The organism is Janthinobacterium sp. Mn2066 (genome assembly GCF_049319705.1).
In the GTDB taxonomy this organism is placed as follows: Bacteria; Pseudomonadota; Gammaproteobacteria; order Burkholderiales; family Burkholderiaceae_D; genus Janthinobacterium.
Window position 1 is genome coordinate 93278 of the sequence record NZ_JBMOUF010000002.1, and the last position, 23939, is coordinate 117216.

At 62.6% G+C, this 23939-nt stretch carries 25 protein-coding genes; 15 read left to right on the forward strand and 10 right to left on the reverse strand.

The features are described 5' to 3' along the window. Position 1: 1 nt before the first annotated feature. From ACL9RI_RS03745 to ACL9RI_RS03765, 5 genes are all read right to left on the reverse strand, one after another. Entirely contained in the window at positions 2 to 2422 is a 2421-nt protein-coding gene (locus tag ACL9RI_RS03745) for a TonB-dependent siderophore receptor (protein ID WP_422725240.1), read from the reverse strand. 114 nt (positions 2423 to 2536) lie between these two features. Further along, positions 2537 to 3502 carry a FecR domain-containing protein gene (locus tag ACL9RI_RS03750; protein WP_422725241.1) on the reverse strand — a complete coding sequence of 322 codons (966 nt, stop codon included), beginning with the start codon at positions 3500 to 3502 and terminating at the stop codon, positions 2537 to 2539. Then, positions 3502 to 4005 (reverse strand): sigma-70 family RNA polymerase sigma factor, encoded by a 504-nt coding sequence (locus ACL9RI_RS03755; RefSeq protein WP_422725242.1) that lies wholly within the window; start codon positions 4003 to 4005, stop codon positions 3502 to 3504. The genes ACL9RI_RS03750 and ACL9RI_RS03755 overlap by 1 nt, the downstream gene beginning before the upstream one ends. Before the next feature lie 128 nt (positions 4006 to 4133). Continuing rightward, positions 4134 to 4727 carry a metal-dependent hydrolase gene (locus ACL9RI_RS03760; RefSeq protein ID WP_422725243.1) on the reverse strand — a complete coding sequence of 198 codons (594 nt, stop codon included), beginning with the start codon at positions 4725 to 4727 and terminating at the stop codon, positions 4134 to 4136. 360 nt (positions 4728 to 5087) lie between these two features. Next, the gene (locus ACL9RI_RS03765; RefSeq protein WP_422725244.1) at positions 5088 to 6641 is read right to left on the reverse strand and encodes an FHA domain-containing protein; all 1554 of its coding nucleotides are present in this window, start codon (positions 6639 to 6641) and stop codon (positions 5088 to 5090) included. Here ACL9RI_RS03765 and ACL9RI_RS03770 point away from each other — a divergent pair. Together ACL9RI_RS03770 and ACL9RI_RS03775 are read left to right on the forward strand one after the other, a co-directional pair. Then, on the forward strand, positions 6640 to 6930 hold the full coding sequence (locus tag ACL9RI_RS03770) for a hypothetical protein (protein WP_422725245.1): 291 nt from the start codon (positions 6640 to 6642) through the stop codon (positions 6928 to 6930). The genes ACL9RI_RS03765 and ACL9RI_RS03770 overlap by 2 nt on opposite strands. A 40-nt stretch (positions 6931 to 6970) precedes the next feature. Continuing rightward, positions 6971 to 7411 carry a DUF2177 family protein gene (locus ACL9RI_RS03775; protein WP_422725246.1) on the forward strand — a complete coding sequence of 147 codons (441 nt, stop codon included), beginning with the start codon at positions 6971 to 6973 and terminating at the stop codon, positions 7409 to 7411. Positions 7412 to 7415: 4 nt separating this feature from the next. Here the strand turns inward: ACL9RI_RS03775 and ACL9RI_RS03780 are convergent, their stop codons facing one another. The 3 genes from ACL9RI_RS03780 to ACL9RI_RS03790 all read right to left on the reverse strand — a co-directional run bounded on the left by ACL9RI_RS03780 (position 7416) and on the right by ACL9RI_RS03790 (position 9604). Then, positions 7416 to 8360 (reverse strand): PP2C family protein-serine/threonine phosphatase, encoded by a 945-nt coding sequence (locus tag ACL9RI_RS03780; protein ID WP_422725247.1) that lies wholly within the window; start codon positions 8358 to 8360, stop codon positions 7416 to 7418. Positions 8361 to 8507: 147 nt separating this feature from the next. Then, positions 8508 to 8942, reverse strand: a complete 435-nt coding sequence (locus ACL9RI_RS03785; protein ID WP_422725248.1) for a glycine zipper 2TM domain-containing protein — start codon at positions 8940 to 8942, stop codon at positions 8508 to 8510. Positions 8943 to 9061: 119 nt separating this feature from the next. Further along, positions 9062 to 9604, reverse strand: coding sequence for a GNAT family N-acetyltransferase (locus ACL9RI_RS03790; RefSeq protein WP_422725249.1), 543 nt, complete (start codon positions 9602 to 9604; stop codon positions 9062 to 9064). 160 nt (positions 9605 to 9764) lie between these two features. Here ACL9RI_RS03790 and ACL9RI_RS03795 point away from each other — a divergent pair, with 160 nt between their 5' ends. Then, a complete protein-coding gene (locus ACL9RI_RS03795) occupies positions 9765 to 11222 on the forward strand; it encodes a M20/M25/M40 family metallo-hydrolase (RefSeq protein WP_422725250.1) in 1458 nt (485 codons plus the stop codon). A gap of 89 nt (positions 11223 to 11311) precedes the next feature. Then, a complete protein-coding gene (locus ACL9RI_RS03800; RefSeq protein WP_422725251.1) occupies positions 11312 to 11536 on the forward strand; it encodes a hypothetical protein in 225 nt (74 codons plus the stop codon). 42 nt (positions 11537 to 11578) lie between these two features. On the opposite strand, the gene ACL9RI_RS03805 is transcribed toward ACL9RI_RS03800, so the two are convergent. After that, positions 11579 to 12436, reverse strand: a complete 858-nt coding sequence (locus ACL9RI_RS03805) for an MBL fold metallo-hydrolase (RefSeq protein ID WP_422725252.1) — start codon at positions 12434 to 12436, stop codon at positions 11579 to 11581. A 190-nt stretch (positions 12437 to 12626) separates the two neighbouring features. On the opposite strand from ACL9RI_RS03805, the gene ACL9RI_RS03810 reads away from it, so the two are divergent. The 6 genes from ACL9RI_RS03810 (at position 12627) to prpF (ending at position 19577) form a co-directional block, all read left to right on the forward strand. Next, positions 12627 to 12863, forward strand: coding sequence for a hypothetical protein (locus tag ACL9RI_RS03810; RefSeq protein ID WP_422725253.1), 237 nt, complete (start codon positions 12627 to 12629; stop codon positions 12861 to 12863). 123 nt (positions 12864 to 12986) lie between these two features. Further along, positions 12987 to 13235, forward strand: a complete 249-nt coding sequence (locus ACL9RI_RS03815; protein ID WP_183745449.1) for a hypothetical protein — start codon at positions 12987 to 12989, stop codon at positions 13233 to 13235. A 349-nt stretch (positions 13236 to 13584) separates the two neighbouring features. After that, on the forward strand, positions 13585 to 14472 hold the full coding sequence (prpB, locus tag ACL9RI_RS03820; protein WP_422725254.1) for a methylisocitrate lyase: 888 nt from the start codon (positions 13585 to 13587) through the stop codon (positions 14470 to 14472). Between the two features lie 25 nt (positions 14473 to 14497). Further along, on the forward strand, positions 14498 to 15652 hold the full coding sequence (gene prpC, locus ACL9RI_RS03825; protein ID WP_422725255.1) for a bifunctional 2-methylcitrate synthase/citrate synthase: 1155 nt from the start codon (positions 14498 to 14500) through the stop codon (positions 15650 to 15652). 23 nt (positions 15653 to 15675) lie between these two features. Continuing rightward, positions 15676 to 18273, forward strand: coding sequence for a Fe/S-dependent 2-methylisocitrate dehydratase AcnD (acnD, locus tag ACL9RI_RS03830; protein WP_422725256.1), 2598 nt, complete (start codon positions 15676 to 15678; stop codon positions 18271 to 18273). 101 nt (positions 18274 to 18374) lie between these two features. Then, a complete protein-coding gene (gene prpF / locus ACL9RI_RS03835) occupies positions 18375 to 19577 on the forward strand; it encodes a 2-methylaconitate cis-trans isomerase PrpF (protein ID WP_422725257.1) in 1203 nt (400 codons plus the stop codon). 52 nt (positions 19578 to 19629) lie between these two features. On the opposite strand, the gene ACL9RI_RS03840 is transcribed toward prpF, so the two are convergent. Further along, entirely contained in the window at positions 19630 to 20352 is a 723-nt protein-coding gene (locus ACL9RI_RS03840; RefSeq protein ID WP_422725258.1) for a S24 family peptidase, read from the reverse strand. 186 nt (positions 20353 to 20538) lie between these two features. Between ACL9RI_RS03840 and ACL9RI_RS03845 the strand changes: the two genes are divergently transcribed. From ACL9RI_RS03845 to ACL9RI_RS03865, 5 genes are all read left to right on the forward strand, one after another. Next, the gene (locus tag ACL9RI_RS03845) at positions 20539 to 20937 is read left to right on the forward strand and encodes a MarR family transcriptional regulator (RefSeq protein WP_422725259.1); all 399 of its coding nucleotides are present in this window, start codon (positions 20539 to 20541) and stop codon (positions 20935 to 20937) included. 20 nt (positions 20938 to 20957) lie between these two features. Beyond that, positions 20958 to 21491, forward strand: coding sequence for a hypothetical protein (locus ACL9RI_RS03850; protein WP_422725260.1), 534 nt, complete (start codon positions 20958 to 20960; stop codon positions 21489 to 21491). 308 nt (positions 21492 to 21799) lie between these two features. Next, the gene (locus ACL9RI_RS03855) at positions 21800 to 23005 is read left to right on the forward strand and encodes a phage tail tube protein (RefSeq protein ID WP_422725261.1); all 1206 of its coding nucleotides are present in this window, start codon (positions 21800 to 21802) and stop codon (positions 23003 to 23005) included. 85 nt (positions 23006 to 23090) lie between these two features. Beyond that, complete coding sequence (locus ACL9RI_RS03860; protein ID WP_183677321.1) at positions 23091 to 23534, forward strand: hypothetical protein; 444 nt, start codon at positions 23091 to 23093, stop codon at positions 23532 to 23534. Between the two features lie 104 nt (positions 23535 to 23638). Next, complete coding sequence (locus tag ACL9RI_RS03865) at positions 23639 to 23878, forward strand: phage tail assembly chaperone (RefSeq protein WP_422725262.1); 240 nt, start codon at positions 23639 to 23641, stop codon at positions 23876 to 23878. Positions 23879 to 23939: the final 61 nt, after the last annotated feature.

A 23939-nucleotide genomic window follows, 5' to 3' on the forward strand; every position in this document is an offset into this window, starting at 1 on the left:
CTTAGAAGCGGGCGCGCAAATTGATGCTGGCCTTGCGCGGCTCGCCATAAAAATTGCCCCACGATGGCGCGCCCACCGTTTGGTAGTAGCGCTTGTCGAACAGATTCGTCACGTTGACCGAGGCGCTCCAGTTGCGGTCGATCTGGTAAGCGGCGCGCGCCGTCCACAGCGCGTACGATTTCTGCGCCACCGTGATGGCTTGCGTCATGCGCGAGCTTTCGCTCTGGAAGTTCACGCCGCCGCCCAGACTCCACGCCTGCAAGGCGCCTGGCAGGCGGTAATCGCTCCACGCGCGCAGCATGTGGCGCGGCGAAAAGGTGCTGGCAAACTGTATGCCCGCGTTCGAGGTCTGGTCCAGGTATTTGAAATTGTTCAAGGTATAGCCGGCGAACAGCTGCCAGCCGCGCGCGACTTCGCCGCTGATTTCCGCATCGATACCCTCGCTGCGCACCTTGCCCGTCGAGATATAACATTCCGAACCCGATGAGCAGACATTCACCAGGTCGAGTTCCGCGCGGTTGCTCTGCTCGATGCGGAACAGCGCCAGCGAGGCATTGACTTTGCCGTCGAACAGTTCGCCCTTGATCCCCGCTTCCAGGTTGCGGCCTTTCAGTGGGTCGATCAGGGCGCCGGCGGCGTCGCGCTGGCTTTGCGGCTGGAAGATGTCGGACACGCTGGCGTAAGCGGACCATTGCCGGTCCAGTGCATAGATCAGGCCGCCATACGGTGTGACGACGCCGTTTTCGCGGTACGGATCGCTGTAGGGCGCGCCCGTGTCGCGGTAGATGCTGCTCGATGTGTAATTCGTGACGCGTGCGCCGGCCACCACCGTGAGCGGGGCGCTGACGCTGAAGCGGGCCACGCCATACGCGCCCGTCTGGCGCATGCTGGTCAGGCTGGGCGCGCCCCGGTAGCTGTGTTCGCGCAGCCAGGCGTCGCTTGGCTCGGCCACGCCGTGGTCGGGCTGCCAGGGATTGATACCCTGCCTGAGCATGGCCAGGCTGAAATCGCTGTCGCTTTCCAGGCGGTTGGTGTTCACGCCAGCGCTGAAACCATGGCGCCGGCCGAAGGCATCGAATTTGCCATCGAGCGACAGGTCGATGCCCTTGTTGGTGGTGCCGTAATCGAACACGCCGTCATAACGCATCATGCCGGCCTGGGTGACCGGGTTGATCGCTCCCAGGTTGAACATGTATTTCACGTCATGCCGCTCGTGCGTGTAGTTGGCGGTGGCTTTCAACGACCAGTCGGCGTCGAAGCGGTGCTCGAATTCGGCAAAGACGGCGCTCTGGCGGCTGTTCCAGCGGTTCCAGTTGGCGCCGATGAAGGTCGAGCGCGGCAAATGCGGATCGCTGCCGTCGCTGTACAGGGGCAGGCCCGAAAAGAACGGCCGCGAGTGCAGTTTTTCATGGCTGGCGCCGGCCGTCAGCTTGCTGCCTGGCGCCAGGTCGAATTCCAGTACGCCATACAGCACGTCGGTACGGCTGTCGGCCACGTCATAAAAATAATCGCGCTGCTCCTGTGCGGCCACGGCGCGGCCACGGATGCTGCCCGCTTCGTTCAGGGGACCGGTGACGTCGATCTCGCCGCGCAAGTCGTTCCAGCGTCCGGCGCTGGCCGACAGCAGCAACTGCTTGTCGGCCAGCGGGCGCTTGCGCACCATGTTCACGGCGGCGCCAGGCGCACCCGTGCCCTGCAGCAGGCCGGTGGCGCCGCGCACCACTTCCACCCGGTCCAGGATCGCCGTGTTGCTGGTAAAGCTGTTCGCCTGCGGGTAATACATGGCGCGGTTGACGCCGTCGAACTGGTAAGTATCGATCATGAAGCCGCGTGAATACACATAGCGCCCGCCCATCGGGCTGTCATACATGGTGATGCCGGTGGTGTTGGCCAGTACCGCATCGATGGTGTTGAGGTTTTGGTCGTCCATCTTCTGGCGCGTGATCACGCTGACTGACTGCGGAATTTCGCGCAGGGTTTGCACGCCCTTGCCGACGGTGACGGCGCGCGCCGCATACGAGTTGCTGTGTTCACTGACGGGGTCGCGCTCCATGCTGGCGCTGACCAGCACGGGCGCCATGACTTTTTCACCGCCGGCCTGCGGCGCGGTGACGCTGGCCTGGCGCAGCACATAAGCGCCGTTCGGCAATTGCACCGCTTCCAGGCCGCTGCCGGCCAGCAGCAGGGCGAAACCCTGCGCCACTTTGTAGCTGCCGTGCAAGCCGTTCGATTGCAAGCCCCGCGTTTGTGCAGGATCGGTCGACAGGCTGACGCCGGCGGCGACGGCGAAGTCGTTTAGCGCGCTCGCCAGCGGGCCGGCCTGGATGGCGTAGGTAGCTTGGCTTTGCGCCAGCACGGGCGCGGCGGTGACGGCGGCGCACGCCACGGCAATGGTCGACAGGACAGGGTGATTCAGGTGCATGGTCGGTCTTTCTGTTCTCGGTGGTGGTGTATGGCGATATGCATCGGCTGTTTGTCTAGTAAGCCGAAGCAGGGCGCCGAAACAGCAACCCCTGAATACAAAAAACTGACAAAATTATGTCGGCCTGGCGGAAACCGTAGCCCAGTAGCGCGTGAAATACGTCACTTGCAGCCGGTGCGAAGCGCACAGGCTGGCCAAAGCGGCGTCGATATCGTCCAGGCGGTAAGTGCCTGTCACGGGCCGGTGCGCGATCAGGGGATCGCAGGCCAGGTGGCCGCGCCGGTAGCGCGACAGTTCATCGACCAGGCGCTGCAGGGGCCAGTCGGCGGCCACCAGCATGCCTTGCAGCCAGCTATCCTGGTGGGCTGCGATGGTTGTAGTGTTTTCTGCACCACTGGCGAAGAAGCGCAGTTGCTGGCCCGCCTCGATACGGTGCACCGCATCGTTGGCGCTGGCGCAGCGCACTTCCACAGCATGCTCGAACACGCTGACGATACTGCTGGCGCCATCGCAGCGCACGCCAAAGCGCGTGCCCAGTGCGCGGATCACGCCGTGTTGTGTCTCGACCAGGAAGGGGCGCGGGTCGGGCGCCGTGGTCAGCATGATTTCACCTTCGTGCAGGCGGATGCGGCGGCTACTGGCCGTGTAATCGATGTCGGCGGCGCTGCCGGTATTGAGTTCCAGGCTGCCGCCATCGGCCAGGCGCACATGGCGGCGCTGGCCAGGCGCCGTGCGCAGCGCTGCCGTCCACGCCTGCCATGGCGTGGCAGGCAGGCCGGCCTGGCCCAGCCAGATGCCGCCGCCGGCCGCTACCAGTAGCGCCAGCACCTTGGCCGCAGCGCGGCGGCGCGCCTGGGCTGCCTGCAATGCGGGCAGGGCCAGGGTGGCCGGAATCTCCCCCAGTTGGCCATCCATGCGCTGCAGCAGTGTCCAGGCGCGTGCGTGTTCGGCGCTGGCGGCCAGCCAGCTTTGCAGGGCGGCCGGGTCGGCGGTGCCGCTTTTGCATTCCACATGCCAGTGCGCGGCGGCGGCCAGGATGGCCCGCTCGATGCGGGGGCGGTTGGCGCGCTGGGAAAACATCAGGCGGCGGCCAGCACCAGGCATTCCGTATAGGCGCGCACCAGGTGTTTTTTAACGGTGGGCAGCGAGATACCGAGGCGGGCGCTGATGTCCACGTAGCTCAGTTCCTCGATTTGCGCCAGCAGGAAGACCGTGCGCGTGCGCTGGCCCAGGCTGTCGAGCAGGCGGTCGATGGCCAGCAGGGTTTCGATGATGATGGCGTGCGTTTCGGCGGAAATCGATTGCGGTTCGGCTTGCCGGGCCAGCGCCTCCAGGTAGGCTTGTTCCAGCGCCTGGCGGCGGTAGCGGTCGACCAGCAAGCCGCGCGCGATGGTTGCCAGGTAGCCGCGTGGTTCGCGCAGCGGCGCGGCATCGCGTTTGCCCAGCAGGCGCACGAAGGTATCCTGCGCCAGGTCGGCCGCGTCGCCAGCATTGCCCAGCTTGCCGCGCAGCCAGCCATACAGCCAGCCGTGGTGTTCGCTGTACAAGGTCTTCAGGTGCGCGGCATGGACGTGGCTGCTCACTGCGTTCTCCGGATAAGTGGATAAGCTGGGCTGACGGAACACGGCGTGCCGGCTGGCTGGGCTGGTTAAGATGATGTGTGAGAATGATACTCATTATCACATTGACTATGCCGCCACGTCAATTCAGCTCAAGCGCCTTGCCGCCAGTCCGCCAGCCACTGCTGCAGAGATGCCCAGGTCGCATGCAAGGCGGCGCTGGCGCCATGCAGCAGGCTATCGAGGGCGCCGCTGGCGTAGCGCAGGTGGACGCCGTCGAAAAAGACGTGGTCGGCCACCACGGTGGCGGCCAGCCAGGCGGCGATGATGACGATCAGGTCGTGCCGGCCGCTTTTCCACCAGCGCAGCGAATGGCGGCGGAAGATCCATGGCACGCCCAGCGGATTGGGCCAGTCGGCCAGCAAGTGCATGATGCCGCCTGCGGCAAAGCCGAACAGGGGCGGCGCCCAGGGATGGTGCGGCAATTGCAGGTAGCTGTAGGCGAGCAGGGCGATCCAGGCCAGGCCCCAGTGCGTCCACGTGCGGTGCGTGATCCACAGTTTATGCGTGCGCGCCCACCAGGCCACTTCCATCCAGTCGGGCGCCGTGCCGCCCAGCGCGCCCATCAGAAAAGCGAGCACGCTGAGCACTTGATAGGGGCCGCCAGCGCCAAGGTGCGCGACCACGGCTGCGGCGATCACGCCGGCAGCCCAGCCAGTCGCGTGATGCGCTTTATTGGAAGCCATAGAAATGTAAAACGCCAGACGGGCGTATTGTGAAACGTCGGAAAGATAAGCTGGATGAATATACAGTATCGTGGGGCGTCAGACGAGGGTATTTGCAGAATATATGTAAAAATTTTGTTAAATCCATTTCTGGCACTGCTTGTGGCGCCAGCAAGGGAGTTGTGTCTCTGCTAATGCAGTTGGCCACAGGGGCGCTATGCTGATAAGAGGCAGACGATCAAGAAGGGAGTTGCCATGAAAATCCCGCGCGAATTGCAGATACCGGCCATCGTTTTTTCGCTGGAGGCGGTCTTTATTATTGGCTTGTCGCTGGTGTTTTTGATACTGGCGCCGCGTTAGCGTTGCAGCATGAGGGCAAGCCTATGCCGTCAGCAGGGCGTTGCTGCTGTCGCACAGGCCGGCGCCTTCGGTGCGGATGATCCAGCATTCCGGATATGGTTCGCTGGCGAAGCGGTTATGCCGCGCAAAACCGCTGAGCTTGTCGAGTGTCGTGGCGGGCGCCAACGGCGTTTGCTTGCCGCTGGCCGGGTCCAGATGCCAGAAGCCGCCATCGCGGTGGAACAGCACGGGCAGGGCGGCCGCGTTCGGTGCCGATGCGTTGGCCTGTGGCAGCGAGACAGGCTGGGTTTCCGGCGTCAGCAGGTAAAAACATTCCGCATGCGCACCTTGGTCGATGCGGTGCAGGATTACCCCATGCTGCAGCAAGGCTGTCACGCTGAGGACGACGATGCCCTTGATGCTGGCGCTCATTTCGATGCGCATGCCCAGGCGCAGGGGGACTGGCTTGTGCTTGCCAGGCCAGACGCCGTCGAGCAGCAAGCCATAACGCGACACATCTTCGATTTCAAAGCCTTGCTGGCCGCGCCGGATGACGGCGTGGCGCCCGGACAGGCGGCGCGTCAAGCCATTGTTGTCCTGGCCGTCCAGGCTGAAATGGCTGAGCAATACATCGGCTTCCGGATCGACCAGCTCGAAACGGCCCAAGGTGCATTCGGCCAGCGCAAACAGGCGGATCTGGCGCTGTGCGCCCGCTTCCGGCGCCGCGTTGACCAGGCATGCCGCGTCGCTGGGATGCGGATGGACCTGGCTGTCGGCGGGCAAGTCGACTTCGATCAGTTCTTCATCCCAGGCAATGGTGGTAAAGCCCATGTCGATCTTGCCTTGCGGCGCGGACAGATCCACGTGGGCGATGCCGGCATTGCGGGCCGTCACGTCGAGATTGCAGCCATCGCCACCGCGCACGCGGGCAATCGATGCGTCATCGGCCATCACGCGCACATTTTTATGCGTGCTGAGGAAGATCTGGTGGATTTCGGTCAGGGTGGCGTCGCGGCGCGGCACCAGGATGACGAAGGTGCAGACCCATTTTTGCGCCACCGCGCCTTCGAGGTGGCTTTGTACTTCCACGTCGATCTGGTATTGCCCATGCTCCTTGTTGCGAGAAGAAAATTCAACGAAGACGGGGCGCCAGTCGCCGCGCGTGGTGCGCACGAAGTCATGCTGCACCTGTCCACGCGGGATCAGGTCCGAGCGCAGGCGCAAGGTCAGTTGTGGCGCGCAGTTGGCGGCCATGCCGCGCAATTCCATTTTCAGGGTTTGCCGTCCGCCAGCGGCGCGCGGGTCGAAGCCGCTGATATGCAAATGGGCTTGCACGGGCTGGTACGCCACCTTAGCCGCCGTGGCAGAGGGTGTGGGCGCGGCGGACGCCGCAGTGATGGCCGGGGTCATGGCAGGCACGGGCGCACGCACAGGCGCCGTTGCCGATTGCTCGGAACGGGCGCTGCGCGCTGCGTTCAACAAGTCATAGCTGCTGGCGGGAGCGGCTGCTTGCGGGTGGTTGCCCGCGCAGACGCTGTCACCAGGCAAGACCCAGAACGTACAGTGCGGGTGCTCCGGATTACTGCATTTTTTCATGACATTCTGGCTCGAACCGGGTGGGGGCATGGCGCCCTCTGTTATACCTGAGAGCTTACGCGCATTTGGGCTGGCTTGGCAACCAGCACAGCAAGCCGTGCCGTGTTTTTTGGATAAAAACACCAGCAAAATCCGTCATGCCTTTAACCATCCCGGAAACTATTGCTTTAAATCATATATTGTGGATTTCCAGATACCTATTTTAAACAACTTCGTCTTTGTCTGCTCGACCCGCCGCTTAACGCCAGCAAGACGGCAGGCGCGGGCAAGCCGGTGTATGCTGGCCTGACATTGATACGCCTGCGATTTTCTTGCCTGGAAAAACAATCATGCTCAATCCTCCACTTGCCATCCGCTGGCCCCAGCTGGCCGTCGCCTATTGCAGCGCCCTGTGCGTGCTGCTGCTGATCGATGGTTTATGGCTGGGCTTGCTGATGGGCCCCCTGTACGCCCGCTATCTGGGGGCGTTGCTGCTGGAGCAGCCGCGCTGGTTGCCGGCGATCCTGTTCTACCTCTTGTATGCATGGGGTTTGCTGGTATTTGCCATCCTGCCGGGTTTGCGGGCACGCAACTGGCGCACGGCGGTCCGGCTGGCCGCCTTGCTGGGACTGGTGGCCTATGGCACCTATGACTTGAGCAATTACGCCACCTTGCAGGGCTGGCCGCTCGCGCTGACGTTCATCGATATCGCCTGGGGCGCCGTGCTGTCCGGTGTGACGGGCGCGGCTGCCTGGCTGGCGGCCAGCCGGCTGCAGGCGGCGCCCAGGTAATTGATCAGCCGGTTGCGCCAGGTGGCGTAAAGCGCAGGGCCAGCATGGTCAGGTTATCGCTATGCATGCCCAGCGGCGGCCTGGCCAGGAAGTCGTCGAAGATGGCGGCCAGCGCCTGTGCGGCGGTTTTACCTGCACACAAGCCTGGCCAGCGGCCCACGGCCGCCTGCGGGTCGGCGCAGGCCCAGAAGCCATCGCTGGCCAGCAGATACAGCGCATCGCTGCGCACCTGCAGCACCCGGCGGTCGGCCAGATGCGCAAGGAAAGGCGGCAAATTGCCGGCGTCGAGCGCCTGCAGCGGTTTGTCGAGTTGCTGCGTGTCGCCGATGGCATTGCCCAATATAAAAGCTTGCGAGATTTGCGGGTGGTGTTCGCCATGCACGCGCAAGCGCCACTGCGCTTCGTTGAGCCGGCCGTGCATGGCGTGCACGGTGGCCGGCACGTGGTCCACTGTCAGACTGCTGGCTGTGCCATCGGCAATTTCGTAAAGCCGCGAATCGCCCACGTGATACAGCAGCGGCGCCTGGCCTGGCGCGATTTCCAGCAGGGTCAGGGTGGTGCCGGGCGGGCGCGCCGCCACCAGCGGCGGCAGCTCGAAACTGGTTTGCAGGCGGGTGTGCAATCCATCGAGGCCGGTGGCCAGCGTGGCGCAATCGCGGCAGGCGGGCAGTTGCAGCAAGCCTTGCACGGCCGCTTCGGCCGCTTCACGGCCATGTCCATGACCGCCCATGCCATCGAGTACGGCTGCCCGCACATGGCCGGCCGGCCAGTTGGCGACCTGGCAGCGCAGCGGCGCTTGCTGCGACAGGTACACGGCATTGCCGCTACCGTCGATCAGCAGGAAATTGTCCTGGTTTTCCCGTCGCGGTGTCGGGCCTGCACCGATGCTGCTGCCGGCGGCGGCAGCGAGCCAGGGACCGAAATCCAGGCCATCCTTAATTAAATACATGAATTAATTGCATGGGTATCACTATTGATCATGGGCACAGCTTAGCCGATATTGTCTGAAAGAGATATGGTAAAAGCAACTGCGTCCACATGAAAAAAACCTGCGGCAGCCAGGCTGCGCAGGTTTTTGCTGAAGAACCGGGCCCGATTAACGGCGCCAGCCGTATCCGCCACGGCCTTCCCAGCGGCCGCGGTCATGGTAGTAGCCGCGCGGCTGCACATAAATCACGGCAGGCGGGCCGTAGTAGCGCGGGGCCGGCGCGTAATACACGGGCTGCGGGGCAGGCTGGTAGTAGACCGGTTGCGGCGCAGGCTGGTAATACACGGGCTGCGGCGCTGGCTGGTAATAGCCGCCACGGTAGCCGCCGTTGTAATAGCGGTCGTTCGTGCTGATGCTGTTGCCGACGGCGGCGCCGATCACGCCACCCACGATCGCGCCGTCACGGCCGCCAGTGCTGTGGCCGATGGCCGCTCCAACGACGGCGCCTGCAACAGTATTGAAGTCGCGGTCGCCGGCGACTGCGGCCGATGAGACAGCCACTGACGCTACCATTACCGCACCCAGGAGTGTTTTGTTCAACATGGCATTTCCTTCCATTTCGGCGAGATCACAATGATCTGCATGTAGGGACTATATCCGCACGTTCGTGCCGCTTCCACGTCTAATACAACTTATTACATTCAAGGCAAGGTGGTAACAACTCAGCCTTGAGCCAACGCCAGGTTGGCCTGCCATTCATGGCGCAACAGGCTGTACATTTTGACATCGTGCATGGCGCCATTGATGAAGAACGCCTGCCGCATCAAGCCTTCCTGCGTAAAGCCGCATTTTTGCGCGATGCGTTCGGACGCCGTGTTGAACGGATCCATCAGCAGTTCCAGCCGATGGTAGGGGTAGGCCATGAACAGGTAGTTGATCAGCAGGCGCGTCGCCTCGGTGGTGTAGCCGCGTCCGCGCCTTTGCGGGTCGAACAGGCGGTAGCCGATTTCGCGCCCGGCCGGCGTGCGGCTCTTGAAGTGGGTGATGGTGCCGATGATGTTCTGGTGCAAGTCCTCGATCAGAAACAGCTCGCTGTCTTCGCTGACCAGTCCCGTCTGCAGGAATTCGCGCCGCATCGCTTCGGGCGACTTGAACTGCATGGAAAAGAATTCCCCGCGCGAGGGCAGGTCGTTGACCTTCGCAATATAGTCATTGAGATCGGCGGCGAGCAGATGCCGGACGGTGCAAAGTGTTCCCTTGAGCATGGCGGGTTCCAGTGGCGAGGACGAACTTCATGGTAATCCAAACAAGATGTTGCAAGCAATGGCGCTGCTGGACAAAAGTTGCTGCAGTGACAGAATAAATACGCTATCGTGACAGGCTGCACCGCAATTGTTTCCCCTTCGATACTGGAACCCTATCTTTATGCATACCGTCCTGACTGGCGCGCCGCGCTCCATCCTGTCCCGCTCCATTTCCACCATCGTCTTCGGCTGCATGGTCAGCGCTAGCGCCCTGGCAGCGACGCCTGGCAATGATCCGCAAGCGCTGGCAAAAATCCGCGACACCGCGCTGCAAAGCGACTGGGCCTATACCCAGTTGAGCGACCTGACGGACCTGATCGGTCCGCGCCTGTCCGGTTCTGTTGGTGCAGCAGCGGCCGTGCAGCAAGTGGCGGACACCATGCGCAAGCTGGGCGCCACCGTCACCCTGCAGCCGGTCAAGGTGCCGCACTGGGTGCGCGGCGTGGAAACGGCGGAAATCGTCGACTATGCAGGCCGTCCGCAAGGCATCAGCCAGCGCGTGGTCCTGACGGCCCTGGGCGGTTCGGGCGCGACGCCAGCGGCCGGCCTGACGGCGCCGCTGGTGATCGTGAAGAGTTTTGAAGAACTCAAGGCGCGCGCGGCCGAAGTGAAGGGCGCCATCGTGCTGATCGACACGCCGTTCGACCAGGAAATGGCGGACCGGGGCCTGGCTGGCGTCAGCTATGGCCAGGGTTCGCGCTTCCGCTTCAATGGACCCAAGGCGGCCGCTGAACTGGGCGCCGCCGCCGCGCTGGTGCGCTCGATCGGCGGCGCCAATTTCCGCATTCCGCACACTGGCGCCACGGGACTGGAAGACGGCAAGCGTATTCCGGCCGCCGCCGTCACCGTCGAAGACGCCTTGCTGATCGGCCGCCTGGCCGCGCGCGGCCCCATGAAAATGCATCTGACCCTGACCCCGCAAACCTTGCCTGACGCCGATAGCTACAACGTGATCGCCGACTGGCCGGGTACCGACAAGGCCGATGAAGTGGTGGTGGTGTCGGGCCACCTCGATTCCTGGGACCTGGCCACCGGCGCCAATGACGATGGCGCCGGCATCATGTCTGCCATGGGCGTGCTGGAAACCCTGAAAAAGCTCGATTACCATCCGCGCCGCACGATCCGCGTGATCGCCTGGATGAACGAGGAAAACGGCGGCCGTGGCGGCCAGGCCTATTTTGATGCGAATAAAAATGCCCTGCTCAAGCAGTATGCGGCGATCGAGATGGACAGCGGCGCCGGCCGGCCATTCGGCATCAAGGCCAGCGTGGGCCCGAAAGCGGAAAAACTGTTCGCGCCCTTGCTGGCATCGCTGCAGCCGATCGGCGCGAATGCCTTTACGCGCCGCGATGCGCTGGAAACGGGCGACTTGCACCGCCTGGAAAAAGGTGGCGTACCGAGCTTCGAGCCGCTGGTCGACAGCCATAGCTACTTCCATTACCACCATACGCCAGCCGATACGCTGGACAAGGTCGACCCTCAAAACCTCAAGCGCAACGTGGCGCTGATGTCTTCGCTGGCCTGGTTCCTGGCCAATATCGATGGCGAAATCGGCCGCGCGCCGGCGCAGGACGAGTAAGACTGCAGCACGGGCCACCGCCTGGCCGGCGTGGCCCGCCGCCTGCGGGCAGCTTCGCCATTTTTCCAACAAACAATGATCTTACGGATATGACACAAGACGACATCGAGATCGCCATCGGTATGATCCGTTCCCACCTGGCCGCGTATCCGCACGGCGCCGACACGCTCGAAGGCGTGGCGCAGTGGTGGCTCGATGGCAGTTTTTCACCGCCGGTGATTGCGGCCGCGCTGGAGCGGCTGCTGGCCGCCGGCGAGATGGAACGCCTGAGCATCGGCCAGCGCCAGTTGTGGCGGCGGGCGCAGCCGGCATAGCGCTGCACCGCCTGTGCTGGCAAGGTGCGGGCGCGCCCTTGCCTAGATCGCGTTCAGCGGTATTTTCAAGTAGCGCACGCCATTTTCTTCCGGCTCCGGCAGCTTGCCGGCATTGATATTGACCTGGATGGCGGGCAGGATCAGGGTCGGCATGTCCAGGGTCCGGTCGCGCGCCGTGCGCATGGCCACGAACTGCGCTTCCGTGACGCCGTCGTGCAGGTGGATATTGCTGGCCCGCTGTTCGGCCACCGTCACTTCCCAGCGCGGCGGACGGCCGTTGGGCGGATAGTCGTGGCACATGAACAGCCGCGTTTGCGGCGGCAGCGACAGCAAGCGCTGCACGGAGCGATAGAGCAGGGTCGCCGAGCCGCCGGGAAAATCGCAGCGGGCCGAACCCACGTCGGGCATGAACAGGGTGTCGCCCACGAAGACGGCGTCGCCGATCTGGTACGCCAGGTCGGCCGGCGTATGGCCAGGCACGTGCAGCGCGCGCACTTCCAGCTCGCCGATGTGGAAGACCTGGTCGGGCGCAAATAATTGATCGAACTGCGAGCCGTCCGCCTGCGCGCCATCCTGGTGATAGACCTGGGAAAACGCTTGCTGCACCGTCTGGATGGCCGCGCCGATGGCCACGTCGCCACCCAGCTGCTGCTGCAGATAGGGCGCGGCCGACAGGTGGTCCGCATGCGCATGGGTTTCCAGCAGCCAGCGGCATTGCAAGCCATGCTGGCGCACGAAAGCGACTACCTTGTCGGCCGAAGTGGTCGAGGTGCGGCCCGCTTTCGGGTCGTAGTCGAGCACGGAATCGATGATGGCGCATTCGCCGCCATCGGCCGCATACACGACATAGGTCACGGTGGCGGTGGCAGGATCGAAGAAAGCTTGGATTTGTGGATTCATCGTGGCGGCAGGGAAAGGCTGGGTCCGTGACAGGGATGGTCATTATATCGCCACAGCCGGATAAGAAAATGCTAAAAATGCGCTCTCGATATGCGAAAAGCAAATAAAGGGATGGCTAGCTGTCGTGCGCACCCTGATCCGCGCCGCGTGCTAATCTCGTCTGTACCAGCTTAGGAGAAAGAGGAAAACCATGCCTGACACCACAGCACGCAACGAACAGTACCGCGGTTTTACGATTTCAGTGACGCCGCAAAAGGACAATGACGATTTATGGGATTTCAGCTACCGCTTGCAGCGCGACGGCCAATCCGATGCACTGGAAGTGAGTCGCAGCCGCACCCTGGGCGGCCATGCCGACCCCGAAGCGGCCTATGTGGCCGGTTTTGAAGTGGCGAAAATCGAGGTGGACAATCTGCTGCGTCCTTGATCTGGTGTAAATTGTTTAGCTGGCTGGCGCGCTTCCGCTGAAACACATCGCGGCCGGCCGTGCTTCATGCTAGGATTTCCCTCACCAGGAAGCTTGATTCAACTACCCGCAAGGAGGCCACCCATGAGCAACAGTTCCAAAATTCATTATAAAGGCTGGGAGATCGTTCCTTTGGCCGTGCCTACCGGTGACGGCAAATGGTCGGCCAGCTGCGATATCGAACGCGCCGGCGCCGACGGGGTGGAAGTGTTCGAAGGCTCGACCATGCAATTCGTGCGCGACGATGAGGACGAGGCCATCGCTGCCGCCTGCGACGAAGCGATCCGCCAGGTCGATAACATCATCGCCAACCCGCTGGTGCGGCTGGCCTGATACGGTTCAGTGACTCCGGGGCAGCCGGCGCTTGCCGCCTGTCTGCCATCCTGCGCGGCCAGCACTTTGTTGGCCGCGCTGCCATCTGCGTCTCCTGTTTGATTTCAATCGACGTTTCAATGTGTTTCAATGTTTCTCCATGAAACATTTTTGAAATGCATGACGATGGAATTGTCACATCGCCCGTGTGCACTTATCCCGCCTCTATCCCTTGTATTTGTGCGTGCTGGCGCTATTCTCCCTCTGTGACACCACTTGCGCAGTGTTCGGCCAAGTGGCTGGCACGGCAATTGCAATACTGTTCCATATAGCAAGTCCATGAAACATTCGACATTCCATAGGTGAACACATGAGTCTATACTCCGCAGGTGCAGCGTTCCGCAAGGCCGTCCAGGAAGAATCCCCATTGCAAGTGGTCGGCGCCATCAACGCCAACCACGCCCTGCTGGCCAAGCGCGCCGGCTTCAAGGCCATTTATCTGTCCGGCGGCGGCGTCGCGGCCGGCTCGCTGGGCTTGCCCGACCTGGGCATTTCCAGCCTGGATGACGTGCTGACCGATATCCGCCGTATCACCGACGTATGCGACCTGCCGCTGCTGGTCGACGCCGACACGGGCTTCGGTTCATCCGCCTTCAATGTGGCGCGCACCGTGAAATCGATGATCAAGTTTGGCGCGGCCGCGCTGCATATCGAAGACCAGGTGGGCGCCAAGCGCTGCGGTCATCGTCCGGGCAAGGAAATCGTGAGCAAGGAAGAAATGGTCGACCGCATCAAGGCCGCCGTCGATGCGCGCACCGATCCGAACTTCGTCATCATGGCGCGTACCGATGCACTGGCCGTCGATGGCCTGGACGCGGCGCTGGAACGCGCCATCGCCTGCGTCGAAGCGGGCGCCGACATGATCTTCCCGGAAGCGATTACCGATCTCGATATGTATGCCACGTTTGCCAAGGCCGTCAATGTGCCGATCCTGGCCAATATCACCGAATTTGGCGCCACGCCGCTGTTCACCCTGGACGAACTGCGCAGCGCCCACGTGGGCCTGGCGCTGTATCCCTTGTCGGCCTTTCGCGCCATGAACAAGGCGGCGGAAAACGTCTACACCTCGCTGCGCCGCGACGGCACGCAAAAGAACGTGGTCGACACCATGCAGACGCGCATGGAGCTGTATGAATCGATCAATTACCACGAATTCGAGCAAAAGCTGGACGCATTATTCGCCGCGCAGAAAAAGTAATCATTACTATATTTTGGAGAAGACCATGACCGCACCACAAGCCGCCACTTTCAAGCCTAAAAAATCCGTCGCCCTGTCCGGCGTCACTGCCGGTAACACGGCCTTGTGCTCGGTTGGCAAAACCGGCAACGATTTGCACTACCGCGGCTATGACATCCTGGACGTGGCCGACAGCTGCGAGTTCGAGGAAATCGCCTACCTGCTGGTGCATGGCAAGCTGCCGACCGTCGCCGAGCTGAAAGGCTACAAGGCCAAATTGAAATCCCTGCGCGGCTTGCCGTCCGCCGTCAAGCTGGCGCTGGAAGCCTTGCCGGCCGCCGCCCACCCGATGGACGTGATGCGCACGGGCGTGTCGGTGCTTGGCTGCACCTTGCCTGAAAAAGACGACCATAACGCACCGGGCGCGCGCGATATCGCCGACCGCCTGATGGCCTCGTTCGGCTCCATGCTGCTGTACTGGTACCACTACAGCCATAATGGCAAGCGCATCGAAGTGGAAACGGACGACGACTCGATTGGTGGCCACTTCCTGCACCTGCTGCATGGCGTAAAGCCGTCGGCATCGTGGGAAAAAGCCATGCATACGTCCTTGATCCTGTATGCGGAACATGAATTCAACGCCTCCACCTTCACCAGCCGCGTGATCGCCGGCACGGGTTCGGACATCCATTCGGCCATCACGGGCGCGATTGGCGCCTTGCGCGGACCGAAACACGGCGGCGCGAATGAAGTGGCGCTGGAGATTCAAAAACGCTACGACAACGCCGACGAAGCAGAAGCGGACATCCGCGAGCGCGTCGCCAACAAGGAAGTGGTGATCGGTTTCGGCCACCCGGTGTACACGATCTCGGACCCGCGCAACGTCGTCATCAAGGAAGTGGCGCGCAATCTGTCGCTGGAAGCGGGATCGACCAAGATGTTCGACATCGCCGAGCGCCTGGAATCGGTGATGTGGGAAATCAAGAACATGTTCCCGAACCTGGACTGGTTCTCGGCGGTGTCGTACCACATGATGGGCGTGCCGACGGCGATGTTTACGCCGCTGTTCGTCATCTCGCGCACCTCGGGCTGGGCCGCCCATATCATCGAGCAGCGCATCGACAACAAGATCATTCGCCCGAGCGCCAATTATGTCGGCCCGGAAGACCTGGCATTTGTCCCCATCAAAGACCGCACTTAATGAGCACAGCAAAGAGCCTCACTATGAACACCTTGCACCGCAAACCCTTGCCGGGCACCCAGCTAGACTACTTCGACACGCGCGCCGCCGTCGATGCCATCCAGCCAGGCGCCTATGCCACCTTGCCCTACACTTCGCGCGTGCTGGCGGAAAACCTGGTGCGCCGCTGCGATCCGGCGACCCTGGACGCTTCCTTGAGCCAGTTCATCGAACGCCGCCGCGACCTCGATTTCCCGTGGTTCCCGGCCCGCGTGGTCTGCCACGACATCCTGGGCCAGACGGCCCTGGTCGACCTGGCCGGCTTGCGCGACGCCATCGCCGCCCAGGGCGGCGACCCGGCGCTGGTCAATCCCGTCGTGCCGACGCAGCTGGTGGTCGACCATTCGCTGGCCGTGGAATGCGGCGGTTTCGACCCGGACGCCTTTGCCAAGAACCGCGCCATCGAAGACCGCCGCAACGAAGACCGTTTCGACTTCATCGACTGGACCAAGAAGGCGTTCAAGAACGTCGATGTGATCCCGCCGGGAAACGGCATCCTGCACCAGATCAATCTTGAGCGCATGTCGCCCGTGATCCAGGTGCAAAACGGCGTGGCCTATCCCGACACCCTGGTCGGCACCGATTCGCATACGCCGATGGTCGATGCGCTGGGCGTGATCGCCATCGGCGTGGGCGGCCTGGAAGCGGAAAGCGTGATGCTGGGCCGCGCCTCATGGATGCGTTTGCCCGACATCATCGGTGTCCAGCTGACGGGCAAGCCGCAGCCGGGCATTACGGCCACTGACACGGTGCTGGCGCTGACGGAATTTTTGCGCAAGCAGAAGGTCGTTTCGTCCTACCTGGAATTCTTTGGCGAGGGCGCTTCGCACCTGACCCTGGGCGACCGCGCGACGATTTCCAATATGGCGCCGGAATTTGGCGCCACGGCCGCCATGTTCTACATCGACGAACAAACCATCAAGTATCTGAAACTGACGGGCCGCGACGACGAACTGGTCAAGCTGGTCGAGCTGTATGCGAAAGAAACAGGCTTGTGGGCCGACAGCCTGCAAGACGCGCAATATGAGCGCGTATTGACGTTCGACCTGTCGTCCGTGGTGCGCAATATCGCCGGCCCGTCGAACCCGCACAACCGCGTGCCGACCTCGGAACTGGCGGCGCGCGGCATTTCGGGCGTGGTGGAAAACGAGCCGGGCAAGATGCCGGACGGCGCCGTCATCATCGCTGCGATTACCAGCTGCACCAACACGAACAACCCGCGCAACATGATCGCGGCCGGCTTGATCGCCCGCAATGCAAACCGCCTGGGCCTGACGCGTAAACCCTGGGTGAAATCGTCGCTGGCGCCCGGCTCGAAGACGGTGGAACTGTATCTGCAGGAAGCGGGCCTGATGCCGGAACTGGAACAACTGGGCTTTGGCGTGGTGGCGTTTGCCTGCACCTCGTGCAATGGCATGTCGGGCGCGCTCGATCCGGTGATCCAGGACGAAGTGGTGTCGCGCGACCTGTATGCCACGGCGGTCCTGTCGGGCAACCGCAACTTCGATGGCCGCATCCACCCGTACGCCAAACAGGCTTTCCTCGCCTCGCCGCCGTTGGTGGTGGCGTATGCGATTGCCGGCACCATCCGTTTCGACATTGAAAAAGACGTGCTGGGTTTTGACCCTTACGGCAAGCCTATCCTGCTGAAGGATATCTGGCCATCGGACGAAGAAATCGACGCCATCGTCGCGGCCAGCGTCAAGCCGGAGCAGTACCGCAAGGTGTATATCCCCATGTTTGCCGCCCAGCCCGACGATGGCTTGAAAGTCAGCCCGCTGTACGACTGGCGCCCGCAGACGACGTATATCCGCCGCCCGCCGTACTGGGAAGGCGCGCTGGCCGGCGCGCGTCCCTTGAAAGGCATGCGTCCGCTGGCGGTACTGGGGGACAACATCACCACCGACCACCTGTCGCCATCGAACGCCATCATGCTCGACAGCGCGGCTGGCGAATACCTGGCCAAAATGGGCTTGCCGGAGGAAGACTTCAATTCCTACGCCACCCACCGGGGCGACCATCTGACGGCGCAGCGCGCCACCTTCGCCAATCCGACCCTGAAAAACGAAATGGTGATCGAAGACGGCAAGGTGAAAGCGGGTTCGCTCACGCGCATCGAGCCGGAAGGCACCATTTCGCGCATGTGGGAAGCCATCGAGGTTTATATGGAGCGCAAGCAGCCCCTGATCATCATCGCCGGCGCCGACTACGGCCAGGGTTCCTCGCGCGACTGGGCTGCCAAGGGCGTGCGTCTGGCTGGCGTGGAAGCCATCGTGGCCGAAGGCTTCGAGCGCATCCACCGCACCAACCTGGTGGGCATGGGCGTCTTGCCGCTCGAGTTTTTACCGGGCGTGAACCGCAAGACCCTGGGCCTGGATGGCAGCGAAACCTATGACGTGGTGGGCGAGCGCACGCCACGCTCGACCCTGACCCTGGTCATCCACAGGAAAAATGGCGAAACGGTCGAAGTGCCCGTCACCTGCCGCCTCGATACGGCGGAAGAGGTGTCGATCTACGAGGCGGGAGGGGTGCTTCAGCGATTTGCTCAAGACTTCCTTGAGTCGGCCAAGGCAGTGGCGTAACTTCAATTTCCCCCAACGGCAAGGTCTGGGGTCGGACCCTCAGGGTCCGACCCCGGTATTTCGCTGCTGGGTTTAATCAGCCATTCAAGGCAGGAATTTCCATGACCCATACCCCCCAAATCAAAATCCCCGCCACCTATATGCGGGGCGGCACCAGCAAGGGCGTGTTTTTCCGCCTGCAGGATTTGCCGGCCAGTGCGCAGGTGCCCGGCGCGGCGCGCGATGCGCTGCTGCTGCGCGTGATCGGCAGTCCCGACCCGTATGGCAAGCAGATCGACGGCATGGGCGCCGCCACGTCGAGCACCAGCAAGACGGTGATCCTGTCCCAAAGCAGCCGGCCCGGCCACGACGTCGATTATCTGTTTGGCCAGGTCTCGATCGACAAACCGTTTGTCGACTGGAGCGGTAATTGCGGCAACCTGTCGGCGGCCGTCGGTTCGTTTGCGATCAGCGGCGGCCTGGTAGCGCCCGAGCGCATCCCGCATAACGGCGTGGCCATCGTACGCATCTGGCAAGCCAATATCGGCAAGACCATCATCGCCCACGTGCCCATCACCAATGGCGAAGTGCAGGAAACGGGCGACTTCGAACTCGATGGCGTGACCTTTCCAGCCGCCGAAGTCAAACTGGAGTTTCTTGACCCGGCAGCCGAAGAAGAGGGCGCAGGAGGCTCCATGTTCCCGACCGGCAATCTGGTCGACCAACTGGAAGTGCCCGGTATCGGCAGCCTGAAAGTCACCATGATCAATGCCGGGATTCCGACCATCTTCGTCGATGCCGCAGCCATCGGCTACACGGGCACGGAACTGCAGGACGCCATCAATGGCGACCCGCAGGCGCTGGCCCGCTTTGAAGCGATACGCGCGCACGGCGCGCTGCGCATGGGCCTGATCAGCAAACTCGATGAAGCGGCCACGCGCCAGCATACGCCGAAGGTGGCTTTCGTCGCCAGGCCGGCCAGTTATATTTCGTCCAGCGGCAAGCCGGTGGATGCGGGTGATATCGACTTGCTGGTGCGGGCCATGTCCATGGGCAAGCTGCATCACGCCATGATGGGCACGGCGGCGGTGGCCATCGGCACGGCAGCAGCCATTCCCGGCACCCTGGTCAACCTGGCGGCGGGCGGCGGCGAACAAGGGCGTGGCAAGAGCACGGTACGTTTCGGCCACCCGTCCGGCACCCTGATGGTGGGCGCGGAAGCGGCGCAAACCGATGGAAACTGGAGCGTAACGAAAGCCATCATGAGCCGCAGTGCGCGCGTGCTGATGGAAGGCGCGGTGCGCATACCGGGCGATGTCTTGTAGCGCAGTTTAAAAAAATGTTTAAATGAAGTTTATCGTTCGATAAACTTCATCTTCAAATCCGCTCGCTTTCCTTGCGCACCACCCGGCCGACGATCAGGCACTCATTGCCACGGCACATTTTGCGGTGGTATTTGCGCTGGTCGGGATTATCCGATGTCAGCCACCATTCGCCGATATCGCGCGCCAGGCGTTTGACCACCGGTTCGCCTTCATAGTTGACGGCAAATACCACGCCATCGACGGGCCGGTTATCGGCTGTGTTGATGATCACCACGTCGTCTTCATAGAGGGCTGGCTCCATGCTCTCGCCCTTGACCTTGATGGCTACCAGTTTGTCCGGGCGATAGCCATTGCGTTCGACCCAGCCGCGCGGCACGCTGATGGTGCTGCCGTCATGGGTTTCCGGTTCGATGGCAAAGCCCGTGATGCCGGCCGACAGGCGCAGTTTCACCTTGCGGATGGCGTAAAACCGTTCATCTTCCTCGTCCGTGCCGCCAGCCACCACCACTGGCTGGCCACCGGCCAGCGCGCGTGCTGCCAGGGTTTCCTGGTCGGGCGCGGCACCCTGGTCGAAGTACATGCTGTCCAGCTGCAGGTCGGCTTCCAGCTTGCGGGCGATCTTTTCGCTGAAGGCGCGTCCGTCGCGGTAGGTGGGCGAGAGGATTTGCGAGATGCGTGCCTCGCTCCAGCCGCTGGCGTCGGAAATCTTCTTGCGCGTGTTGTCGTAGCGCTCCCCGATCAGCATCAGGAGGCGATCGCGTCTGTATTGATACATATTCATCTCCATATTAGACCCCAAATTTACCGTTTGATAAATTACCAAATGCTTGACTTTAACATTAGCGATTGATAAAGTCTACTTGTTGCCTGTCGCAAATTCGCACAACAGCGTCTCACGCCGGGCAAGCACAAGGGGAGGTCGAGCATGTTGATTACGAGTAATAGCCAGAGAACACGGAGCATGGCACCGCGGGGGCCACGCGAATTGAAGGGGCGGAGCAAGAAGTCGCAGCTGCATATTGCCCGCATCGTGCAATACATCGCCGAGCACGGCCAGGCCAGTGCCGCCCAGCTGGCCAGTTTACTGGGATTGGACGCGGGCACCATGAGCCGCTACCTGCGCCATATGTGCGGCAGCGGCATGATCCACCTGGCGCAGCGCCATTGCACCGAACCGGGGCGCCAGCGTCCCGCCCTGTATGGGCCCGGCGCGCTGGACGACGAGAGCGACGGCTGGGCCGAACTGCCACCCCAGGTGCGCCATACATCGCACTGGACGCACGGCGCGGCAGGCCGCGATCCGCTGGTGGAAGCCCTGTTTGGGCCGGCGCAGAAAACAGAACGGGCAGTCGCAGAATAAAGTATCAACGAGGAGAAATCATGGGGTTTGCTGAACACTATATCGCATCGCTGTCATCGCAGAATCTGCGCGGCGATGTCCACCACCACAGCCTGGACGTGCTCGCGGCGGCGGCACTGGCCGGCGACATGGGCGCCTTGCTGTGCCGCGTCAAATATGCGGACGGCAGCATCAGCCGCCTGTTCGAAGGCAATGCTGCCAATCTGGCGCAGCTGCTGCGCGCCTGGACCGCGGCCGTGACCGACAAGGGCCGCGCGCGGCGCTGGGTCAAGGCCAATACGGCCTGGGATGCGCAGGCGGCCAACACCCTGTACCGCCGCGTGGCCGAAGTATCGCTGGCGCACTGGCTGGACAGCAAATGCAAGGCTTGCTGTGGCACTGGAGTCGAAGCAGCTGGCGTGCACGGCATCTGCAAGGCTTGTAGTGGCAGCGGCGAGGCCGCCATCAGCTGCTCCGGCGGTTTTGAACTGGAGCGCATCAAGGATATGGTCAGTGAACTGGAAAACATTTTCCAGTCCCACGGCGCCCGCGCCATGCGCCGGCTGGGACGCTGAAAAAGTTTTTTGCAATATCCCCGGACAGGAAAAAAACAGCTGCATAATAGAGTCTCGATAACGCAGCAGCACAGTAGCACAGCAGCACCACATGCTTCTCCACTCGTAATAGACGCGCTTCCGGCGCGACACCGATAGGAGAACCTGATCCAGCATATCGTCCCGCAGGGCGCATTCACGCCCTGGGACCGGACACCAGCCCGCCGCCTCACCGTGCGCGGGCTTTTTCATTGTGGTTCCTCATTTTGCAGTTCCATCCCAAGACCGCCCCGGCGGTCTTTTTTTTCATCCCATGAAAGGCACTACCTATGGCATCGACAGCAAACGGCATTGACAGCTTGATCGTTATCAGCAAACAGGCAGCAGAAGGCAGCAAGGCCGCTGCCGGCGGCGGCCAGATTTATCCCCGCGTCACGGCCACCTTCGACACCGAAGCGGACAAATATGCGAGCGCCGAAATTGACGCCAGCCAGCAGCAGGGCGACACCCGCCTGGGTAACTTCCGCACCTCGGGCGCCATCAAGGCCGAAGCGGCTTGCGGCACCTACGCACCGCTGATGGCTGCGCTGCTGCGTCGCGACTTCACGGCAGGTGGCGTCACCGCCGCGCAAACCACCATCGCCGCTGGCGCTACCGGCCTGACCCGCAGCGCAGGTTCCTGGCTGGCAGACGGCTTCCACGCCGGCAGCGTGGTGCGTATCAGCGGCATGACGGCGCCGGCCGCCGTCAACAACGCGAAGAACTTTTTTGTGACCTCCGTCACGGCCACCAACCTGAATGGCCAGTTCATGGACGGTTCGGCCATCGTGGTCAAGGCGGCCGGTGACTCGGTTGGCGTGGCCGCCGTCGGCAAGCGCAGCTTCACGCCGTTGAAAGGCCATACCACCGACTGGTTCACCGTCGAAGTGCAGGATCCGGGCGTGGGCGTGCACCGCAGCTTCGTCGACCAACTGGTCAGCAAGATGGATATCGCGGTGCAGCCGAACGGCATCACCAGCGTGGACTTCACCCTGATGGGCAAGGCGGAAGGCCCGACCACGGCCGTGCCGTACTTCCCGACGCCGGTGGCCGCGCCGGGCGCCGGCAAGTTCTCGGGCGCCACCTCGCTGCTGTCGGTGAATGGCATTCCATCGCAGATCTGCACCGGCATGTCGGTCTCGCTCGATGGCCAGGTCAAGGTTGATCCCGTGATCGGCTCCAAGTACGCCACGGCCGCCTCGCGTGGCAAGGTGCTGGGCTCGGGCCAGTTCACGGTGCTGCTGCAGGACGCCACCTATCTCGATTACTTCAAGTCCGAGACGGAAATCCCGCTGGCCTACGCCATGGCGTCGGGCACGGCGCCTGCCGCCGACGTGCTGGCGCTGGCCATGGGCCGCATCAAGATCACTTCGGCCAAGATCGACGACGGCGAGAAAAACAAGATCGTCACCTGCGCCTTCGACGTGCTGCGCTACCAGGGCGCAGACGCGCAGCATGAAGCGACCACCTTGACCATCCAGGACAGCGCGCTGTAAGCGGCTGACGCAGCGTCAAGGCAGTTCCAGGGCCGCCCGCGTGGCGGCCTTTTTATTTTCACTCCATCAGAAAGCATCACACCACATGAATAACGCACAAAAAATCCAGGCAGGTTTCGACATCGGCAACATCAACGCGGTGGCCGCTCCCGTCACCTTCGACGTACCCGTCATTTTCGACGCCGACGGCGAAGCGGTTGCCGGCCTGACCATCGTCGGCAAGAACAGCGAACAGTATCGCGTGGCGAACAACGCCGTGCGCGCCGAAGGCTACAAGAAATCGGCGCGTCGCAAGACGGCCATCGATGCCTCGACCGACGAAGGCGCCGAACTGCTGGTGCAAGCCATCGACGGCAACCAGAAACGCCTGGCGCTGGCCGTGGTCACGGGCTGGTACGGTTTCACCAGCAATGGCGCACCGGTGCCGCTCGACGCAGCCCTGCTGGAAGCGGCCTTTGAAAAATATCCGACCTGGCAGGAAAAAGTCACCAACGCGCTGGAAAACGAGTCGAATTTTTTGAAACTCTGACGGCCAGCCTGCTGCGCTACGCGGGCCACCAGTTCGAACGCGGTGCGCGCGCGGCCGACGGCCATGCCAAGGGCGAGCATATCGATGCCGCCCGGCGCCATCCTTTGTATCGCGCGCCGCCCGAGGAGGAGGCGCCAGCGCTGCCGTTCGAACTGGCCCACGTGTGGCAATGGTTTGCCCAGCTCAATGGCAAGCGCCAGAACGGCATGGCCGTCAACCCCATCGCCAGCACCGAAATCCTCGCCTGGCAGGCGCGCCACGGCATCGCCATCGAGCCTTTCGAGCATGCACTGCTGGACCAGCTCGACGCGCTGTTCCTGTCGCACCAGCATGCCAAAGCCTAGCGCACGCCGCCAGCGTCCGCGCTGGCATTTTCCAACCAGGCCGCCATGCGCGGCTTTTTTT

Coding starts and splice junctions, on each gene's coding strand:
- ACL9RI_RS03745 (WP_422725240.1), bottom strand. CDS start 2,422: ATGCACCTGAATCACCCTGTCCTGTCGACCATTGCCGTGGCGTGCGCC.
- ACL9RI_RS03750 (WP_422725241.1), bottom strand. CDS start 3,502: ATGTTTTCCCAGCGCGCCAACCGCCCCCGCATCGAGCGGGCCATCCTG.
- ACL9RI_RS03760 (WP_422725243.1), bottom strand. CDS start 4,727: ATGGCTTCCAATAAAGCGCATCACGCGACTGGCTGGGCTGCCGGCGTG.
- ACL9RI_RS03770 (WP_422725245.1), top strand. CDS start 6,640: ATGACATTCTGGCTCGAACCGGGTGGGGGCATGGCGCCCTCTGTTATA.
- ACL9RI_RS03765 (WP_422725244.1), bottom strand. CDS start 6,641: ATGAAAAAATGCAGTAATCCGGAGCACCCGCACTGTACGTTCTGGGTC.
- ACL9RI_RS03775 (WP_422725246.1), top strand. CDS start 6,971: ATGCTCAATCCTCCACTTGCCATCCGCTGGCCCCAGCTGGCCGTCGCC.
- ACL9RI_RS03780 (WP_422725247.1), bottom strand. CDS start 8,360: ATGTATTTAATTAAGGATGGCCTGGATTTCGGTCCCTGGCTCGCTGCC.
- ACL9RI_RS03785 (WP_422725248.1), bottom strand. CDS start 8,942: ATGTTGAACAAAACACTCCTGGGTGCGGTAATGGTAGCGTCAGTGGCT.
- ACL9RI_RS03790 (WP_422725249.1), bottom strand. CDS start 9,604: ATGCTCAAGGGAACACTTTGCACCGTCCGGCATCTGCTCGCCGCCGAT.
- ACL9RI_RS03795 (WP_422725250.1), top strand. CDS start 9,765: ATGCATACCGTCCTGACTGGCGCGCCGCGCTCCATCCTGTCCCGCTCC.
- ACL9RI_RS03800 (WP_422725251.1), top strand. CDS start 11,312: ATGACACAAGACGACATCGAGATCGCCATCGGTATGATCCGTTCCCAC.
- ACL9RI_RS03805 (WP_422725252.1), bottom strand. CDS start 12,436: ATGAATCCACAAATCCAAGCTTTCTTCGATCCTGCCACCGCCACCGTG.
- ACL9RI_RS03810 (WP_422725253.1), top strand. CDS start 12,627: ATGCCTGACACCACAGCACGCAACGAACAGTACCGCGGTTTTACGATT.
- ACL9RI_RS03815 (WP_183745449.1), top strand. CDS start 12,987: ATGAGCAACAGTTCCAAAATTCATTATAAAGGCTGGGAGATCGTTCCT.
- prpB (WP_422725254.1), top strand. CDS start 13,585: ATGAGTCTATACTCCGCAGGTGCAGCGTTCCGCAAGGCCGTCCAGGAA.
- prpC (WP_422725255.1), top strand. CDS start 14,498: ATGACCGCACCACAAGCCGCCACTTTCAAGCCTAAAAAATCCGTCGCC.
- acnD (WP_422725256.1), top strand. CDS start 15,676: ATGAACACCTTGCACCGCAAACCCTTGCCGGGCACCCAGCTAGACTAC.
- prpF (WP_422725257.1), top strand. CDS start 18,375: ATGACCCATACCCCCCAAATCAAAATCCCCGCCACCTATATGCGGGGC.
- ACL9RI_RS03840 (WP_422725258.1), bottom strand. CDS start 20,352: ATGTATCAATACAGACGCGATCGCCTCCTGATGCTGATCGGGGAGCGC.
- ACL9RI_RS03845 (WP_422725259.1), top strand. CDS start 20,539: ATGGCACCGCGGGGGCCACGCGAATTGAAGGGGCGGAGCAAGAAGTCG.
- ACL9RI_RS03850 (WP_422725260.1), top strand. CDS start 20,958: ATGGGGTTTGCTGAACACTATATCGCATCGCTGTCATCGCAGAATCTG.
- ACL9RI_RS03855 (WP_422725261.1), top strand. CDS start 21,800: ATGGCATCGACAGCAAACGGCATTGACAGCTTGATCGTTATCAGCAAA.
- ACL9RI_RS03860 (WP_183677321.1), top strand. CDS start 23,091: ATGAATAACGCACAAAAAATCCAGGCAGGTTTCGACATCGGCAACATC.